A 15,535-nucleotide genomic window follows, 5' to 3' on the forward strand; every position below is an offset into this window, starting at 1 on the left:
CTCGCTTGGCTCGTATCGTCCTCAAGATCGACGTCGACACGCTGCGCGGCACGCGCGAAGGCGTGCCGAACCTCGCGCGCATCTTCGACCGCTTCAGCGCGCGCGCGACCTTCCTCTTCAGCCTCGGGCCCGATCATACGGGCTGGGCGCTGCGGCGCGTGTTCCGACCCGGCTTCCTGAAGAAGGTGTCGCGCACGTCAGTGGTCGAGCATTACGGCGTGAAGCAGCTGATGTACGGCGTGCTGCTGCCCGGCCCCGACATCGGCCGCCGTGCGATCGCCGACATGCGCGCGATCCACGAGGCCGGCTTCGAATGCGGGATCCATACGTGGGATCACGTGTACTGGCAGGACAACGTGCGCGTGCGCGATCGCGACTGGACCGCGCGTGAAATGCAGAAGAGCCACGCGCGCTTCATCGACATCTTCGGCGCACCGCCCGTCACGCACGGCGCGGCCGGTTGGCAGATGAACGACGCCGCATTCGAGCAGATCGACGCATGGGGGATGCGCTACGCATCCGACGGCCGCGGCCATTCGCCGTACCTGCCGGTGGTCGGCGGCCGCACGCTGTCGCACGTGCAGATGCCGACCACGCTGCCGACGCTCGACGAAGTGCTCGGCATCGACGGCATCGACACGCACAACGTCGCCGCGCACATCCTGAAGTTCACGCAAGCCAATCCGCACGACCAGGTGTTCACGCTGCACGCGGAACTGGAAGGCCAGAAGCTCGCGCCGGTGTTCGAACAGCTGCTTGCCGGCTGGCGCGCGCAGGGCCATACGTTTGCGACGATGGGCGACTACCACGCGACGCTGGACCGCGACTCGCTGCCATCGTACCCTGTCACGTGGGGCGAAATCCCCGGCCGCTCCGGCGAACTGATCGTCCAGCCCGACTGAGCGTGCGTGCGCGCCGGCACCGCCCGCCCCGCCCTCGCGGCGTGCCGCAGCGCCCCCGCCGAACCGCGCCGCCCGAGCGGCGCTTTCCATAACAACAGGAGAAACACGTGTCCGTCGAAGTTGACCGTCAAGTTCCCGATTTCACCGCACCGGCCACGGGCGGCGACATTTCGCTGTCCGACCTGAAGGGCAGGAAGCTCGTCCTGTATTTCTATCCGAAGGACAACACGCCGGGCTGCACGACTGAAGGCCTGCAGTTCCGCGATCTCTATCCGAAGTTCAAGAAGGCTGGCGCCGAAGTCATCGGCGTGTCGCGCGACAGCCTGCGCTCGCATGACAATTTCAAGGCAAAGCTCGAGCTGCCGTTTCCGCTGATCTCCGATGCCGACGAAGCGCTGTGCGCGCTGTTCGATGTCATCAAGATGAAGAAAATGTATGGCAAGGAAGTGCGCGGAATCGAGCGTTCGACGTTCCTGATCGACGCCGACGGCGTGCTCCGTCAGGCATGGCGCGGCATCAAGGTGCCCGGCCACGTGGACGACGTGCTAAGTGCTGTACAAGCGCTTTGAGCCGCGCTATATTGGGCCGCAATGAATGCCAGTTCGCCCCATATTTCTCGTAGCTGCGCCGGTGCCCGTTGCGTTGCTTGCCGGCACCTGACGCGCATCACGACGGTATCAGCCGAGCCGCATGTCCCGGTCCACGGGGCAGCGGCTTTTTTTATGGACTGCGTGCCGGCTCTCGGTCCGGCCGTCATCTCGTCAAGGAGTTGACCGACACTTAGGCGAACCGGCTCGACGAAATTCCTGTGCGCCACCGCGCGCAAACTGCATGCGTCTACGTCACGCAGGATGCGATCAGCGGCGCACTTCATGCGACACGATTCCTCCCGAGGGACACCATGCCTTTGCCTACCCCCCCCAGCAAGCTCGGCAGCCTGCTGCCGCCCGACGAATACAAGGCGAAAGCGCGGCCCGCGAAAGCCGCGAAGAAATCCGCCGAAGGGGACGCATCCACAGCCGGTGACTACGGTCCGGCCAGCGTGGCCCAACCGATGACCGAAGCCGCGAACACGACCGCACCGCTGCGCGCCGTCGCGTCGTCGGAGCACGACACCGCAAGCACGCCCGCACGCGGCCGCAAGTCCCGGCAGACGGCTGCACTGCTTCAGCCGATGCCGGCGCCGGCCGTACCGGCGGCACCCGCGGCCCCCGCCGCGCCGGTCGTTGCACGCAACGACAAGCCGGCCGCCGGCAAACCGTCCGCGGCGCCCGCGCGCGATGCCGGCGCGGCGACGAAGTCGCGCAGCCGCAAGCCGGCCGAAGCCGAACTGCAGAAGCTGTTCGTGCTCGACACCAACGTGCTGATGCACGACCCGAGCAGCCTCTTCCGCTTCGAGGAACACGACGTCTATCTGCCGATGATGACGCTCGAGGAACTCGACAATCACAAGAAGGGGATGTCCGAAGTCGCGCGCAACGCGCGCCAGGTGAGCCGCACGCTCGACTCGCTGGTCGCCGACGGCGGCCCGATCTCGGCCGGCATTCCGCTGTCGCGCCTCGGCAGCCGCGAGGCTCTCGGCCGCCTGTACTTCCAGACGAAGCTCGCGGACATCGCGCCGATCGAAGGCCTGCCCGAAGGCAAGGCCGACAACCAGATCCTCGGCGTCGTGCGCGCGCTGCAGCGCGACCGGCCGGACCGCCAGGTCGTGCTGGTGTCGAAAGACATCAACATGCGGATCAAGGCGCACGCGCTCGGCCTGCCCGCTGAAGACTACTTCAACGACCAGGTACTCGAGGACAAGGATCTCCTCTACAACGGCGTGCGCGAACTGCCGCAGGATTTCTGGACCAAGCACGCGAAGGGCATGGAGAGCTGGCAGGACACGAAGACGGGCACCACGTACTACCGCGTGACCGGCCCGCTCGTCGCGTCGATGCTCGTCAACGAGTTCGTCTATCTGGAGCCGCAGAACGGCGAGCCGACGTTCCACGCGATCGTCCGCGAACTGAACGGCAAGACGGCGCTGCTGCAGACGCTGCGCGACTACAGCCACCACAAGAACAACGTGTGGGGCATCACCGCGCGCAACCGTGAGCAGAATTTCGCGCTGAACCTGCTGATGAACCCCGAGATCGACTTCGTCACGCTGCTTGGCCAGGCCGGCACCGGCAAGACGCTCGTCGCGCTCGCGGCCGGCCTCGCGCAGGTGCTCGACGACAAGCGCTACAACGAGATCATCGTGACGCGCGCGACCGTGCCCGTCGGCGAGGACATCGGTTTCCTGCCCGGCACCGAGGAAGAGAAGATGCAGCCGTGGATGGGTGCATTCGACGACAACCTCGAGGTACTGCAGAAGACCGACGACGCGGCCGGCGAATGGGGCCGTGCGGCGACGCAGGAGCTGATCCGTTCGCGCCTGAAGGTGAAGAGCATGAACTTCATGCGCGGCCGCACGTTCGTCGACAAGTACCTGATCATCGACGAAGCGCAGAACCTGACGCCGAAGCAGATGAAGACGCTCGTGACGCGCGCGGGCCCCGGCACGAAGATCGTGTGCCTCGGCAACATCGCGCAGATCGACACGCCTTACCTGACCGAAGGCAGCTCGGGCCTGACCTACGTCGTCGACCGCTTCAAGGGCTGGGGCCACAGCGGCCACGTGACGCTCGCGCGCGGCGAACGCTCGCGGCTCGCCGACTACGCGTCGGACATCCTGTAACGCACGGCACGCCGGCTCTCGCCGGCCGTCGACGCCCACGCGGCGCTCCGTTTCCGGAGCGCCGTTTTTATTTTTGGGGTCGGAAACGTTGGTCACGCTTCGTAACGCAACGGCCGCACTTACGCGCGAAACTTCAAGTAAATTCTCAGGAATGGTTGCCTAAGCCCCGCCGGAACGTCTACCATCAGGTCTGTCTGTTGTCATACGATTGGCGAGTGCGCCGCGCTCGTCCGCTTTGCCATGCTTCGAATCTGGGTTCCCGTCGCCGTTGTTTCACTGCTCGCGGCCTGCTCCAGCGTGCCGCCGCAGTCGGCATCGCGCACCTCCGGCATGAAAATCACGACCCCGCGCGCGTTCCCGCCGCCCGCCAATTTCCCGAAATTCGTCGATCACAGCGTCGGCCAGGAAGAAATCTCGATCCAGGCGATGAGCCTCGTCGGCGTGCCGTATCGCTGGGGCGGCAACACGCCGACGAGCGGATTCGACTGCAGCGGGCTCGTGCGCTACGTGATCGGCCGCGCGGCCGACGTGAACCTGCCGCGCACGACCGCCGACATGAGCAGCCGCGGCGTGTCGATCGATCCCGAGCAGGTGGCGCCGGGCGACCTGATCTTCTTCAATACGACCGGACGCCCGCACTCGCACGTCGGCATCTATGTCGGCAAGCTGCGCTTCGTCAACGCGCCGTCGACCGGCGGCACCGTGCGGCTCGATTATTTGACGAACCCGTACTGGGCGAAGCGCTTCGACGGCATTCGCCGTGTCGCGCCGCCGCGCGGCACACCGGCACCGTTCGATACGCCGACCTACGAGGCACGGCGCGACGCACCGCCGGCCGCACCGGCCGCTGTCGTGACCGCCGCCGCGCCGCGCCAGCCCGCCTATGCCGCTGCGCAAGCGAGCGCGGCCCCGGCTCCCGCTCCGGTCGCGCAAGCCGCGGCGATCGTATCGACCGCTGCGGTGGCGCCGGCAGCCGCGCCCGCCGCCGATCCGTACGAACCGCCGCCGCGCATGCAGGCCGCCCGGCAGCAGGCAAGCTCCGCGAACGGCGACATGATCGCCCCGACCGCGAATGCAGCGGCGGCCGTCCCGGCGGAGGTCGGCACGCAGATTCCGACGACCGCGCTGACCGCCGCCCAGGCTGCCGCGTTCGACGACGAACCGCCGCCCGCCGCCGCGCCGTCGCCGCGCACCATCGAGCCCGTGCAGGTGTTGCGTGCGTCGACGCAATCGGCGCCCGTCAGCGCGCGCACGGGCACCGCGGACGATCCGATCGCCCGCTTCGCGAACGGCAGTTACTGACCCGGTTCGTCGTCGGCGGCAACCGCGTCGCTCGCCGCACTTTTTCCGACCACCAAAGAAAATGCGCCGCAACCTTTCGGTTGGCGGCGCATGTCGTGTCGAGGCGATAGCGTCGGAATCAGAAGATCTGGTGCCCGACCCACCATCCGCCGGCCGCGATCAGCGCCGATGCCGGAATCGTCAGCACCCATGCCCACACGATGTTGCCGGCGACGCCCCAGCGCACCGCCGACAGCTTCTGCGTCGCGCCGACGCCGACGATCGCACCGGTGATCGTGTGCGTGGTCGACACCGGAATACCGAGGAACGACGCGATGAACAGCGTGATCGCCCCGCCGCTTTCGGCACAGAAACCGCCGACCGGCTTGAGCTTCGTGATCTTCTGGCCCATCGTGCGCACGATGCGCCAGCCGCCGAACAGCGTGCCGAGGCCCATCGACAGGTAGCACGCGCCGATCACCCACGCAGGCGGCGCATCGGCCGTCGCCGACGCATAGCCTGACGCGATCAGCAGCATCCAGATGATGCCGATCGTCTTCTGCGCGTCGTTGCCGCCGTGACCCAGGCTGTACAGGCCGGCCGACAGCAGCTGGAACCGCCGGAAGCGCCGGTCGACCTTGCTTGGCGCGGTGCGGAAATACAGCCACGACACGCCGAGCATGAACAGCGAACCGAGGATGAAGCCGAGCAGCGGCGAAATGAAGATGAACGCGACGGTCTTCATCAGGCCGTCGATGTTCAGCGCGCTCCAGCCCGACTTCGCGAGCGCCGAGCCGACGAGGCCGCCGATCAGCGCGTGCGACGAACTCGACGGGATCCCGTAGTACCACGTGATCACGTTCCAGCCGATCGCGCCGATCAGCGCGCCGAACACGACGTAGTGGTCGACGATCTCCGGATCGATCGTGCCTTTGCCGACTGTCTGCGCGACCTTCAGGTGGAAGATGAAATACGCGATGACGTTGAACGCGGCCGCGAACACGACGGCCTGCTGGGGCTTCAGCACCCCGGTGGACACCACGGTGGCGATCGAGTTCGCCGCGTCGTGGAAGCCGTTCATGAAGTCGAATACGAGCGCGACGAGCACCAGCGTCGCGACCATCCATAGGGCAAGTTGTATCGAATGCATCGTGGTCCGCTCAGGCGTTTTCCAGCACGATGCCTTCGATGATGTTCGCGACGTCCTCGCACTTGTCGGTGATCTCCTCGAGCAGCTCGTAGATCGCCTTCAGCTTGATGAGCGTCTTCACGTCGTCTTCCTCGCGGAACAGCTTCGACATCGCCGAGCGCAGCACGCGGTCGGCCTCCGACTCCCAGCGGTCGATCTCTTCGCATTGCTTGAGGATCTGCGCCGACTGCTTCATGTCGGACAGCATGGCGACGGCCTGCTGCACGTGCTGGGCCGACTGCGTGACGATGTGCGCGAGCTGGCTCGCCTCGGACGTGACGGAGCGCACGTCGTACAGCGACACGGCCGTCGCGACGTCTTCCATCAGGTCGAGGATGTCGTCCATCGTCGTGATCAGCTTGTGGATCTCGTCGCGATCGAGCGGCGTGATGAAGGTCTTGTGCAGCAGATCGATCGCTTCGTGCGTCAGCTTGTCAGCGGCCTTCTCGGCGATTTGCACGTTTTGCTTGTGAATCTCGGCGTCGGCGAGATTGTCGATCAGCAGTTCGAGCTCGCGGCCACCGGAAACGATGTGCTTCGCGTGCGCGTTGAAGAGTTCAAAGAACTTGCCCTCGGTGGGCATGAATCGACCGAACATGGGATTCCTGAGAGATTGTCAAACTACTGTCACGAAAACGGGCGACATTGTACCGTTTCCGGTCGGGCCGCGCCGCGCGCATATGCGCGCGGCGGGATTGGATACAACGTTTGGCGATTTAGGGCTTTACATCCGGCGTCACTCGCCGTAGAAGGTCTGCGCCCCTGCAAAGTTGTCGAACTTCGTGAATTGCCCCAGGAACGTGAGCCGAACGGGGCCGATCGGACCGTTACGCTGCTTGCCGATGATGATCTCGGCCGTGCCCTTGTCGGGGCTGTCCGGGTTGTAGACTTCATCGCGATAAATGAACAGGATCACGTCCGCATCCTGTTCGATTGCGCCCGATTCGCGCAAATCGGACATCACCGGACGCTTGTTCGGACGCTGTTCGAGGCCGCGGTTCAGCTGCGACAGTGCGATCACCGGCACGTCCAGCTCCTTCGCCAGACTCTTCAACGATCGCGAGATTTCCGAGATTTCGGTCGCGCGGTTCTCGCCCTGCGACGAACCCGACATCAGCTGCAGGTAGTCGACGATGATCAGGCCGAGCTTGCCGCATTGCCGTGCGAGACGCCGCGCGCGCGAGCGCAATTCCATCGGGTTCAGGCCACCCGTCTCGTCGATGAAGAGCTGCGCCTCGCTCATCTTCTGCACCGCGTGCGTGAGTTTCGGCCAGTCCTCGTCGGTCAGGCGACCGGTACGCATCCGGTGCTGGTCGAGCCGGCCGATCGAGCCGAGCATACGCATCACGAGCTGGGTGCCCGGCATTTCCATCGAGAACACTGCGACCGGCAACCCGTACTCGACGGCGACGTATTCGCCGATGTTCATCGAGAACGCCGTTTTGCCCATTGACGGTCTTCCGGCCACGATGATCAACTCGCCGCCGTGCATCCCGGACGTCATCCGGTCGAGGTCGACGAAACCCGTCGGCGTGCCCGTGACGTCGCTCGGATTCGCGGTGTGGTACAGCGTGTCGATGCGCTCGACGACCTGCGTGAGCAGCGGGCCGATCTCGAGGAAGCCCTGGTTGCCGCGCGCGCCTTCTTCCGCGATCGAGAACACCTTCGATTCGGCTTCGTCAAGCAACTGGCGGACTTCCTTGCCCTGCGGATTGAACGCGTCGGCCGAGATTTCATCGGCGACCGACACGAGCCGGCGCAGCACCGCACGGTCGCGCACGATTTCCGCATAGCGGCGGATGTTGGCCGCGCTCGGCGTGTTCTGCGCGAGTGCGTTCAGGTACGCGAGGCCGCCGACGTCGTCGGCCTTGCCGGACGTGGTCAGCGCTTCGTACACGGTCACGACGTCGGCCGGGCGCGTCGACGCGATCAGCCGGCCGATGTGCTCGTAGATGATCCGGTGGTCGTAGCGATAGAAGTCGCCCTGCGACAGGAAGTCGGCTATCCGGTCCCATGCCGCGTTGTCGAGCAACAGGCCGCCAAGCACCGACTGCTCGGCTTCGACCGAGTGCGGCGGGACTTTCAGCGATTCGATTTGAGGATCTTGCGGCGCGTTCATGGGTTGGGATTATCGCGAATAACCTACGACGTTGCTAGAGACGTGCCCCGACGAACAGGCAATAAAAAAGGCAGGCCCCGGTTGCCCGGGCGCCTGCCCTTGTCCGGACAGCGGAAGCCGCCCGGGAAGCTTGCGTACGACGCTTACGCGTGGTCGCCGATCACGTTGATCGTGACGTCGACGACGACGTCCGTATGCAGCGCGACCTGAACCGTGTGCTCGCCGATCATCTTCAGCGGGCCTTCCGGCATGCGAACTTGCAGCTTCTCGACTTCGTAGCCTGCCTTCTTCAGCAGTTCCGCGATGTCGCCGTTCGTGACCGAGCCGAACAGACGGCCGTCGACGCCCGACTTCTGCGTGATTTCGAACGACTGGCCGTTCAGCTTCTCGCCGACTGCCTGCGATGCTGCCAGCTTCTCGGCGGCGACCTTTTCGAGCTCAGCGCGGCGAACTTCGAATTCGGCGATCGCTTCCTTCGTTGCACGGCGAGCCTTGCGGTTCGGGATCAGGAAGTTGCGAGCGTAACCGTCCTTGACCTTGACGATGTCGCCGAGGTTACCCAGATTGGCGACTTTTTCCAACAGAATGATTTGCATTCGAATTCTCCTTATTGCGTCGCCTGATTACGCCTTGTGCTGATCGGTGTACGGCAGCAGCGCGAGGAAACGCGCACGCTTGATGGCCGTATCCAGCTGACGCTGATAGTGCGCCTTCGTACCCGTCAGACGAGCCGGCGTGATCTTGCCGTTTTCGCCGATGAAGTCCTTCAGCGTTTCCGTGTCCTTGTAGTCGATCTGGTCGACGCCGGCTGCCGTGAAACGGCAGAACTTCTTGCGCTTGAAGAGCGGGTTTTGTTGCTGACGACGCTTGTCGAATTTCTTACCAGTCGGGCGGGGCATGATTTCAGTCCTTTCCAATGTCCTGCAATGCTGTGATGTGAAACACCAAGGTTCTCGCGTTGCGGCTTTTCTTTGCCAGGAAGCCCGTGAACAGCGTTTCGACGCCCATTTCACGACTTTCCAGCCTGCCGCTCGCCTCACCGGCCGCCACCGCCTCGATCGTCATTTCGACCTGACGGGGAATGCCTGCTTCGACGACTTCCGTGCGGTGGTGCAACGTGGCGCTTGCGATCGGAACGCCTGCCGGCGTATATCGCACCGGTGCGCGTTCGACGACGCTCGCCGTCAATTGCAACCTGTTCACGTGAGTAGCGCGCTCCTTGATGGCTTAATGAATGACGAACTTAAGCCTGCGCTTCGGTCGGCTGAGCAGCAGCCGCCTTCTTGGCTTCTTCGCGCTGAACTTCCTTCATCATCGGCGACGGGCCGGTCTCGGCCTTCTTCATCTTGACGATGAGGTGGCGCAGCACGGCGTCGTTGAACTTGAACGCGTGTTCGAGTTCGTCGAGCGTCGTCTGGTCGCACTCGATGTTCATGCAGACGTAGTGAGCCTTCGCGAGTTTCTCGATCATGTAGGCCAGTTGGCGACGGCCCCAGTCTTCGACACGGTGGATCTGGCCGCCGTGCGTCGTGATCGTGGTCTTGTAACGCTCGATCATCGCGGGCACTTGCTCGCTTTGATCGGGGTGCACGATGAATACGATTTCGTAATGACGCATTACACACTCCTTGTGGATTGAAGCCACCCGGGCGTCTGAACCGGTGTGGCAAGTGAGAAGCCGAAGATTCTAACCCGGATACAGGGCGCATGCAACACCGATCGACGATTCCGGACCGGATTCGGCCATGTTTTCAAAGACTTGAACCCGCGCCGGCGGTCGAATGGCGCCTCGGGCACCCGCCCGGGAATCGGGGGCGGAGCATCATGTGCGGATGACGGGCCGGCGCCGCGGCCCGCCATCACTCGCTGCGCGCCCCGCCCAGCCGCGCGTCGAGCGCCGTCCTGAACGCGGCGAGCGCCGACGGCTCGGCGTCGGTCACGGCCCACCAGGTCATCCCGGCCGCCTCCCAGCGGTCGAGCGCGTAGCCCTGCGACACGGTCGCGTACGGCGCCGTCTCCATGCCGCCGCCCGCCGGCCGCACATACAAGTCGATCACGTGCTGCCGGTATCGGTACACGAGCACCGCGACGCGGCGCCGCCCGACGTAGTCGAGCCGACCGCCCACGAGCGGGAAGCCGCTCGCCGACAGGTCCTCGACTGGCGGCGCATAGTCGAGCCGGCCGTTGAACCACGGCTTGACCGTATGCCGGTCGGTCGAAATTACGTCGATGTCGCGCGCCGACAGGCCGGCCCGCACGTGGCTCGCGACCAGCTCGTCGACCATCTGGCCGGTTTCGGCGTGACGGGCGGACAGCGTCATCCCGGCCGCCGCGGCGAGCGCGACCACCAGCGCCACGCCCCAGCCGAGCCCAGGCACCGCCGTGACGCGCGGCCCCGGCCCGGCAGAACCCGGGCGAGCCGATACGCCGCGTCCAGCCGGCCAGGAGAACCAGCGGCGCCCGCTTGAGCGAGGCCGAGGCCGCGGCCGCGGCGCCGCATCGGGCTCCGGCGCCGCCGCGGCCGGCCCGCGCTCGCTCGCGCCGCCTGTCGCCGGCAGCGCCGCGAGGATGCTCGCCCGCAGCGCATCGGGCGCGCGGTGGTAATCGGCCTGCCGCACGGCCCGCCCCAGCACGACGATCCGCTCGCGTTCGCGGCGGCACGCGTCGCACCCGTCGACATGCCGCTGGACGCGCAACGCATCGGGCGCCGACAGCTCGCGGTCGACGTCCGCGTCCAGCAAGGCTCGCGCTTCGTTACAGTCCATCGATCGCCTCCGATGCGGTTCCGCTCGCCGACGCACGCCCCGACGCGGGTCCGGACGGCGGCACCTGCGTGCCGTCCAGCAGCGCCGCAAGCCGGCGCCGGCCGCGCGAGAGCCGCGACATCACCGTGCCCACCGGCACGTCGGCGATCGCCGCGATCTCGCGGTAGCTCAAATCCTCCATCTCGCGCAGCACCAGCACCTCGCGGTATTCGGGCGGCAGCTTCGCGAGCGCCGCGTTCACGAGCCGCACGTTCTCGCCGCGCAGCAACTGCGCGAGCGGATCCCCGGGCGCCGGCTGCCAGTCGTCGGGCACCTCCGTGTCGTCGAGCGTGTCGGGCAGTGCAACCTCGTGCGCGTGGATGCGGCGCCGCCACTCCGTGTACCAGGTGTGGCGCACGATCGTCAGCAGCCACGGCCGGGCGTTGTCGCCGCGGCACGAGTCGACGAAGCGCAGCGCGCGCATGCACGCGTCCTGGACGACGTCGTCCGCATCACCCGGATTGCCGCTCAGCCAGCGTGCGAGGTTGTACGCGGCGTCGAGATGCGGCAGCACGAGCGCGCGAAACCGCTCGCCGCGCGCGATCGCGTCGTCCTCCGCCCGCTCGTCGACCGCCTGTCCGGCTTGCCCCACATGGCCTCCCTGGTCCCGGCGGCCGAAACCGCGCCCGTCTTGCGTCCGTTCTCGCGTCCGATGCCCGGACGGACCGGCAGCGCGCGCACTCGATGACCTTACCGCCGCTGCATCGAGTTTATTCCCGCATGAAGCCGGTGAAGCGCAAAAAATGCGTTGCCCGCCGCGCCCGTTACGGCGTGCTGCTCCAGTAGCCGGGCCGCGCATACGCGTCGCGCAGGTAGTCGATGAAGTAGCGCACGCGCGCGGGCACGTAGCGCTGTTGCGGATAGACCGCGAGGATGTCGTAGTCCGGCAGCGCGTATTCGTCGAGCACCGTCTCGAGTTCGCCCGTCTCGAGCTGCGCGGCGATTTCCCAGGTCGAGCGCCAGCCGAGCCCGAGGCTCTCGGCCACCCACCGATGCAGCAGTTCGCCGTCGTTGCAGTCGAGATTGCCGGCCACCCGCATCGTGACGATCTTGCCGTGGCGCTGGAAATACCAGCCGCGGTTCTGCCCGCCCTGCAGGTTGAATGCCAGACAGTTGTGCTTGAGCAGGTCGTCCAGCGACTTCGGCCGGCCGTGACGGCGGAAATACTCGGGCGTGCCGCACACGACGCGCCGGTTCGACGCGAGCTTCACCGCGACGAAGTTCGGATCGACCGAGCCGCCGATCCGGATCGACAGGTCGTAGCCTTCGCGCACCAGATCGACGACGCGATCGGTCAGGTTGAACGACAGCTGCATTTCCGGCTTGTCGACGAGGAAACCGGGCGCGTGCGGCGCGACGTGCTTGCGGCCGAACGCGGCCGGCGCGGACACGATCAGATGCCCGCTGACCGCACGCCGCCCGGCGGCCAGCTCGTTCTCGGCCTGATCCCATTCGGACAGCAGCCCGCGGCAGCGCTCGAGGAACGCGGCGCCCTCCTCGCTGACCACCAGCCGCCGCGTCGAGCGGTACATCAGCTTCACGCCGAGGCGCTTCTCGAGCGCGTCGATGCGCCGCCCGAGCACCACCGGCGACACGCCCTCCTCGAGCGCCGCCGCCGCGAGGCTGCCCGCGTCCGCGACCCGCACGAACGTCTCGATCTGCTTGAAACGATCCATCTCCTGTCTCCGTCCCGGCGTCGACGCCGGCGGGAAGCCCCGTCCGGCCGTCATTCCATACTTTTAGTTTCGAAATAAGCGACTTCGGCTGATCTTATCAAACCTTTCCTGCATCCCTAAAGTGTTCCCAACAGACCGATTCGCAAGATCCACACATTCAAGGAGACATGCATGGCCAAGATGAGAGCCGTCGACGCAGCCGTACTCGTGCTCGAGAAGGAAGGCATCCAGACCGCGTTCGGCGTGCCGGGCGCAGCGATCAACCCGTTCTATTCCGCGATGCGCAAGTCGGGCGGCATCAGCCACGTGCTGGCCCGCCACGTCGAAGGCGCGTCGCACATGGCCGAAGGCTTCACGCGTGCCGCGCCCGGCAACATCGGCGTGTGCATCGGCACGTCGGGCCCCGCCGGCACCGACATGATCACCGGCCTGTACTCCGCGTCGGCCGACTCGATTCCGATCCTCGCGATCACGGGCCAGGCACCGCGTGCACGCCTGTACAAGGAAGACTTCCAGGCCGTCGACATCGAGTCGATCGCGAAGCCCGTCACCAAGTGGGCCGTCACCGTGCGCGAACCGGCGCTGGTGCCGCGCGTGTTCCAGCAGGCGTTCCACCTGATGCGCTCGGGCCGTCCGGGCCCGGTGCTGGTCGACCTGCCGATCGACGTGCAGCTCGCCGAAATCGAATTCGACATCGACACGTATGAGCCGCTGCCGGTCTACAAGCCCGCGGCGAGCCGCGCGCAGATCGAGAAGGCGCTCGCGATGCTCAACGACGCGGACAAGCCGCTGATCGTGTCGGGCGGGGGCGTGCTCAACGCGGCGGCCGAAGACTTGCTCGTGCAGTTCGCCGAAACGATCGGCGTGCCGGTGATCCCGACGCTGATGTCGTGGGGCGCGATTCCCGACGACCATCCGCTGATGGCCGGCATGGTCGGCCTGCAGACGTCGCACCGCTACGGCAACGCGACGATGCTCGCGTCAGACTTCGTGCTCGGCATCGGCAACCGCTGGGCGAACCGCCACACGGGCAGCGTCGAGGTTTATACGAAGGGCCGCAAGTTCGTGCACGTCGACATCGAGCCGACGCAGATCGGCCGCGTGTTCGGCCCGGATCTCGGCATCGTGTCCGACGCGAAGGCCGCGCTCGAGCTGTTCGTCGCGGTGGCGCAGGAATGGAAGGCCGCCGGCAAGCTGAAGGACCGCAGCGCGTGGGTGTCCGAGTGCCAGGCGCGCAAGCGCACGCTGCAGCGCAAGACCCACTTCGACAACGTGCCGGTCAAGCCGCAGCGCGTGTACGAAGAAATGAACAAGGTGTTCGGCCGCGATACGTGCTACGTCAGCACGATCGGCCTGTCGCAGATCGCCGCCGCGCAATTCCTGCACGTGTTCAAGGCACGCAACTGGATCAACTGCGGCCAGGCAGGCCCGCTCGGCTGGACGATCCCCGCCGCGCTCGGCGTGCGTGCGGCCGATCCGACCCGCCCGATCGTCGCGCTGTCCGGCGACTACGACTTCCAGTTCATGATCGAGGAGCTGGCCGCCGGCGCGCAATTCAAGCTGCCGTACGTGCACGTGGTGGTGAACAACTCGTACCTCGGCCTGATCCGCCAGGCCCAGCGCGCGTTCGACATGGACTACTGCGTGCAGCTCGCGTTCGATAACGTCAATGCACCGGAGCTGAACGGCTATGGCGTCGATCACGTGGCGGTCGCCGAAGGCCTCGGCTGCAAGGCGCTGCGCGTGTTCAAGCCGGAAGAGATCGAGCCGACGCTGAAGCAGGCGCAGGCGCTCGCGCAGGAGTTCAGCGTGCCGGTCGTCGTCGAAGTGATCCTCGAGCGCGTGACGAACATCTCGATGGGCACCGAAATCGACGCGATCAACGAGTTCGAGGAACTCGCCGAGAAGGCCGAGCACGCGCCGACCGCGATCTCGATGCTCGACTGATCCGCACGCCGTTTTTTGACTGACCGACCGAAGAGGCTTAGCTCATGCCGAAGTTTGCTGCAAACCTGACCATGCTGTTCAACGAAGTGCCGTTCCTCGACCGCTTCAAGGCGGCCGCGGACGCGGGCTTCGACGCCGTCGAGTTCCTGTTCCCGTACCCGTACGCGAAAGAGGAACTCGCCGAGCGGCTCGAGACGCACCGCCTGCGCCTCGTGCTGCACAACCTGCCCGCCGGCAACTGGGACCAGGGCGAGCGCGGCATCGCGTGCCTGCCCGATCGCGTCAGCGAGTTCCAGGAAGGTGTCGGCCGTGCGATCGAGTACGCGAAGGCGCTGAAGGTGCCGCAGCTGAACTGCCTCGTCGGCATCCCGTCGGCGAGCACGGCGCGCGACAAGACCTTCGTCACGATCGTCGACAACCTGCGCTTCGCGGCCGACGCACTCAAGCGCGAAGGCATCCGCCTGCTGGTCGAGCCGTGCAATAGCTTCGACATCCCGGGCTTCGCACTGAACCGCTCGTCCGAAGGGCTCGACGTGATCCGCGCGGTCGGCTCGGACAACCTGTTCCTGCAGTACGACATCTATCACATGCAGCGGATGGAAGGCGAACTGGCCGCGACGATCGAACGCAACCTCGCGTCGATCGGCCACGTCCAGCTCGCGGACAATCCGGGCCGCAACGAGCCGGGCACGGGCGAGATCAACTACGCGTTCCTGTTCGCGCTGCTCGACCGGCTCGGCTATGCCGGCTACGTCGGCTGCGAATACAAGCCCCGCACCACCACGACGGAAGGCCTCGGCTGGCTGCAAAGCGTCGCCGGCTGCGCACCGGGCTCGGCGCGTCGCGCCGCCTGAGATCCGCCCTTCCCACCTACGCCCCTACAGGAGACTTTCAC

General features: G+C 66.0%; 16 protein-coding genes and 1 pseudogene. 6 read left to right on the plus strand and 11 right to left on the minus strand.

Annotated features, from left to right (window positions below; all coding sequences use genetic code 11):
- Nucleotides 1–5 precede the first annotated feature (5 nt).
- Both FFI87_RS09490 and FFI87_RS09495 read left to right on the plus strand, forming a co-directional pair.
- Nucleotides 6–902: a polysaccharide deacetylase family protein gene (locus tag FFI87_RS09490; protein WP_011657062.1), complete on the plus strand. Its 897-nt coding sequence runs from the start codon at nucleotides 6–8 to the stop codon at nucleotides 900–902.
- A 107-nt stretch (nucleotides 903–1,009) separates the two neighbouring features.
- Complete coding sequence (locus tag FFI87_RS09495; RefSeq protein WP_031403668.1) at nucleotides 1,010–1,471, plus strand: peroxiredoxin; 462 nt, start codon at nucleotides 1,010–1,012, stop codon at nucleotides 1,469–1,471.
- Nucleotides 1,472–1,663: 192 nt separating this feature from the next.
- Here FFI87_RS09495 and FFI87_RS35330 read toward each other — a convergent pair.
- A pseudogene (locus tag FFI87_RS35330) lies at nucleotides 1,664–1,908 on the minus strand (hypothetical protein); the annotation flags it as partial.
- Here FFI87_RS35330 and FFI87_RS09505 point away from each other — a divergent pair.
- Both FFI87_RS09505 and FFI87_RS09510 read left to right on the plus strand, forming a co-directional pair.
- Complete coding sequence (locus FFI87_RS09505) at nucleotides 1,804–3,624, plus strand: PhoH family protein (RefSeq protein WP_012364032.1); 1,821 nt, start codon at nucleotides 1,804–1,806, stop codon at nucleotides 3,622–3,624. The pseudogene FFI87_RS35330 and the gene FFI87_RS09505 overlap by 105 nt on opposite strands.
- 240 nt (nucleotides 3,625–3,864) lie before the next feature.
- A complete protein-coding gene (locus tag FFI87_RS09510; RefSeq protein ID WP_012364033.1) occupies nucleotides 3,865–4,926 on the plus strand; it encodes a C40 family peptidase in 1,062 nt (353 codons plus the stop codon).
- Nucleotides 4,927–5,044: 118 nt separating this feature from the next.
- On the opposite strand, the gene FFI87_RS09515 is transcribed toward FFI87_RS09510, so the two are convergent.
- The 10 genes from FFI87_RS09515 to FFI87_RS09560 all read right to left on the minus strand — a co-directional run bounded on the left by FFI87_RS09515 (nucleotide 5,045) and on the right by FFI87_RS09560 (nucleotide 12,693).
- Nucleotides 5,045–6,055: an inorganic phosphate transporter gene (locus tag FFI87_RS09515; protein ID WP_011657066.1), complete on the minus strand. Its 1,011-nt coding sequence runs from the start codon at nucleotides 6,053–6,055 to the stop codon at nucleotides 5,045–5,047.
- Between the two features lie 10 nt (nucleotides 6,056–6,065).
- Nucleotides 6,066–6,692, minus strand: coding sequence for a DUF47 domain-containing protein (locus FFI87_RS09520; RefSeq protein ID WP_012364034.1), 627 nt, complete (start codon nucleotides 6,690–6,692; stop codon nucleotides 6,066–6,068).
- A 138-nt stretch (nucleotides 6,693–6,830) separates the two neighbouring features.
- A complete protein-coding gene (locus FFI87_RS09525) occupies nucleotides 6,831–8,213 on the minus strand; it encodes a replicative DNA helicase (protein ID WP_006755439.1) in 1,383 nt (460 codons plus the stop codon).
- 143 nt (nucleotides 8,214–8,356) lie between these two features.
- A complete protein-coding gene (gene rplI, locus FFI87_RS09530) occupies nucleotides 8,357–8,809 on the minus strand; it encodes a 50S ribosomal protein L9 (RefSeq protein ID WP_006755438.1) in 453 nt (150 codons plus the stop codon).
- Between the two features lie 27 nt (nucleotides 8,810–8,836).
- Nucleotides 8,837–9,112: a 30S ribosomal protein S18 gene (rpsR, locus tag FFI87_RS09535; protein WP_011657068.1), complete on the minus strand. Its 276-nt coding sequence runs from the start codon at nucleotides 9,110–9,112 to the stop codon at nucleotides 8,837–8,839.
- Nucleotides 9,113–9,116: 4 nt separating this feature from the next.
- Nucleotides 9,117–9,416, minus strand: coding sequence for a primosomal replication protein N (gene priB, locus FFI87_RS09540; protein WP_011657069.1), 300 nt, complete (start codon nucleotides 9,414–9,416; stop codon nucleotides 9,117–9,119).
- A 40-nt stretch (nucleotides 9,417–9,456) separates the two neighbouring features.
- The gene (gene rpsF, locus FFI87_RS09545; RefSeq protein ID WP_006755436.1) at nucleotides 9,457–9,831 is read right to left on the minus strand and encodes a 30S ribosomal protein S6; all 375 of its coding nucleotides are present in this window, start codon (nucleotides 9,829–9,831) and stop codon (nucleotides 9,457–9,459) included.
- A gap of 241 nt (nucleotides 9,832–10,072) precedes the next feature.
- Nucleotides 10,073–10,978 (minus strand): anti-sigma factor family protein, encoded by a 906-nt coding sequence (locus tag FFI87_RS09550; protein WP_138847587.1) that lies wholly within the window; start codon nucleotides 10,976–10,978, stop codon nucleotides 10,073–10,075.
- On the minus strand, nucleotides 10,968–11,609 hold the full coding sequence (locus FFI87_RS09555) for an RNA polymerase sigma factor (protein ID WP_138847586.1): 642 nt from the start codon (nucleotides 11,607–11,609) through the stop codon (nucleotides 10,968–10,970). Before FFI87_RS09555 ends, FFI87_RS09550 begins: the two co-directional genes overlap by 11 nt.
- 172 nt (nucleotides 11,610–11,781) lie before the next feature.
- Entirely contained in the window at nucleotides 11,782–12,693 is a 912-nt protein-coding gene (locus FFI87_RS09560) for a LysR family transcriptional regulator (RefSeq protein ID WP_138847585.1), read from the minus strand.
- Between the two features lie 171 nt (nucleotides 12,694–12,864).
- Here FFI87_RS09560 and gcl point away from each other — a divergent pair, with 171 nt between their 5' ends.
- Together gcl and hyi are read left to right on the plus strand one after the other, a co-directional pair.
- Nucleotides 12,865–14,640: a glyoxylate carboligase gene (gcl, locus tag FFI87_RS09565; RefSeq protein WP_138847584.1), complete on the plus strand. Its 1,776-nt coding sequence runs from the start codon at nucleotides 12,865–12,867 to the stop codon at nucleotides 14,638–14,640.
- A gap of 44 nt (nucleotides 14,641–14,684) precedes the next feature.
- On the plus strand, nucleotides 14,685–15,494 hold the full coding sequence (gene hyi / locus FFI87_RS09570) for a hydroxypyruvate isomerase (protein ID WP_059687389.1): 810 nt from the start codon (nucleotides 14,685–14,687) through the stop codon (nucleotides 15,492–15,494).
- The last annotated feature ends 41 nt before the right edge of the window (nucleotides 15,495–15,535 follow it).

The sequence above is a fragment of the Burkholderia sp. KBS0801 genome (assembly GCF_005937855.2).
Lineage (GTDB): Bacteria > Pseudomonadota > Gammaproteobacteria > Burkholderiales > Burkholderiaceae > Burkholderia > Burkholderia ambifaria.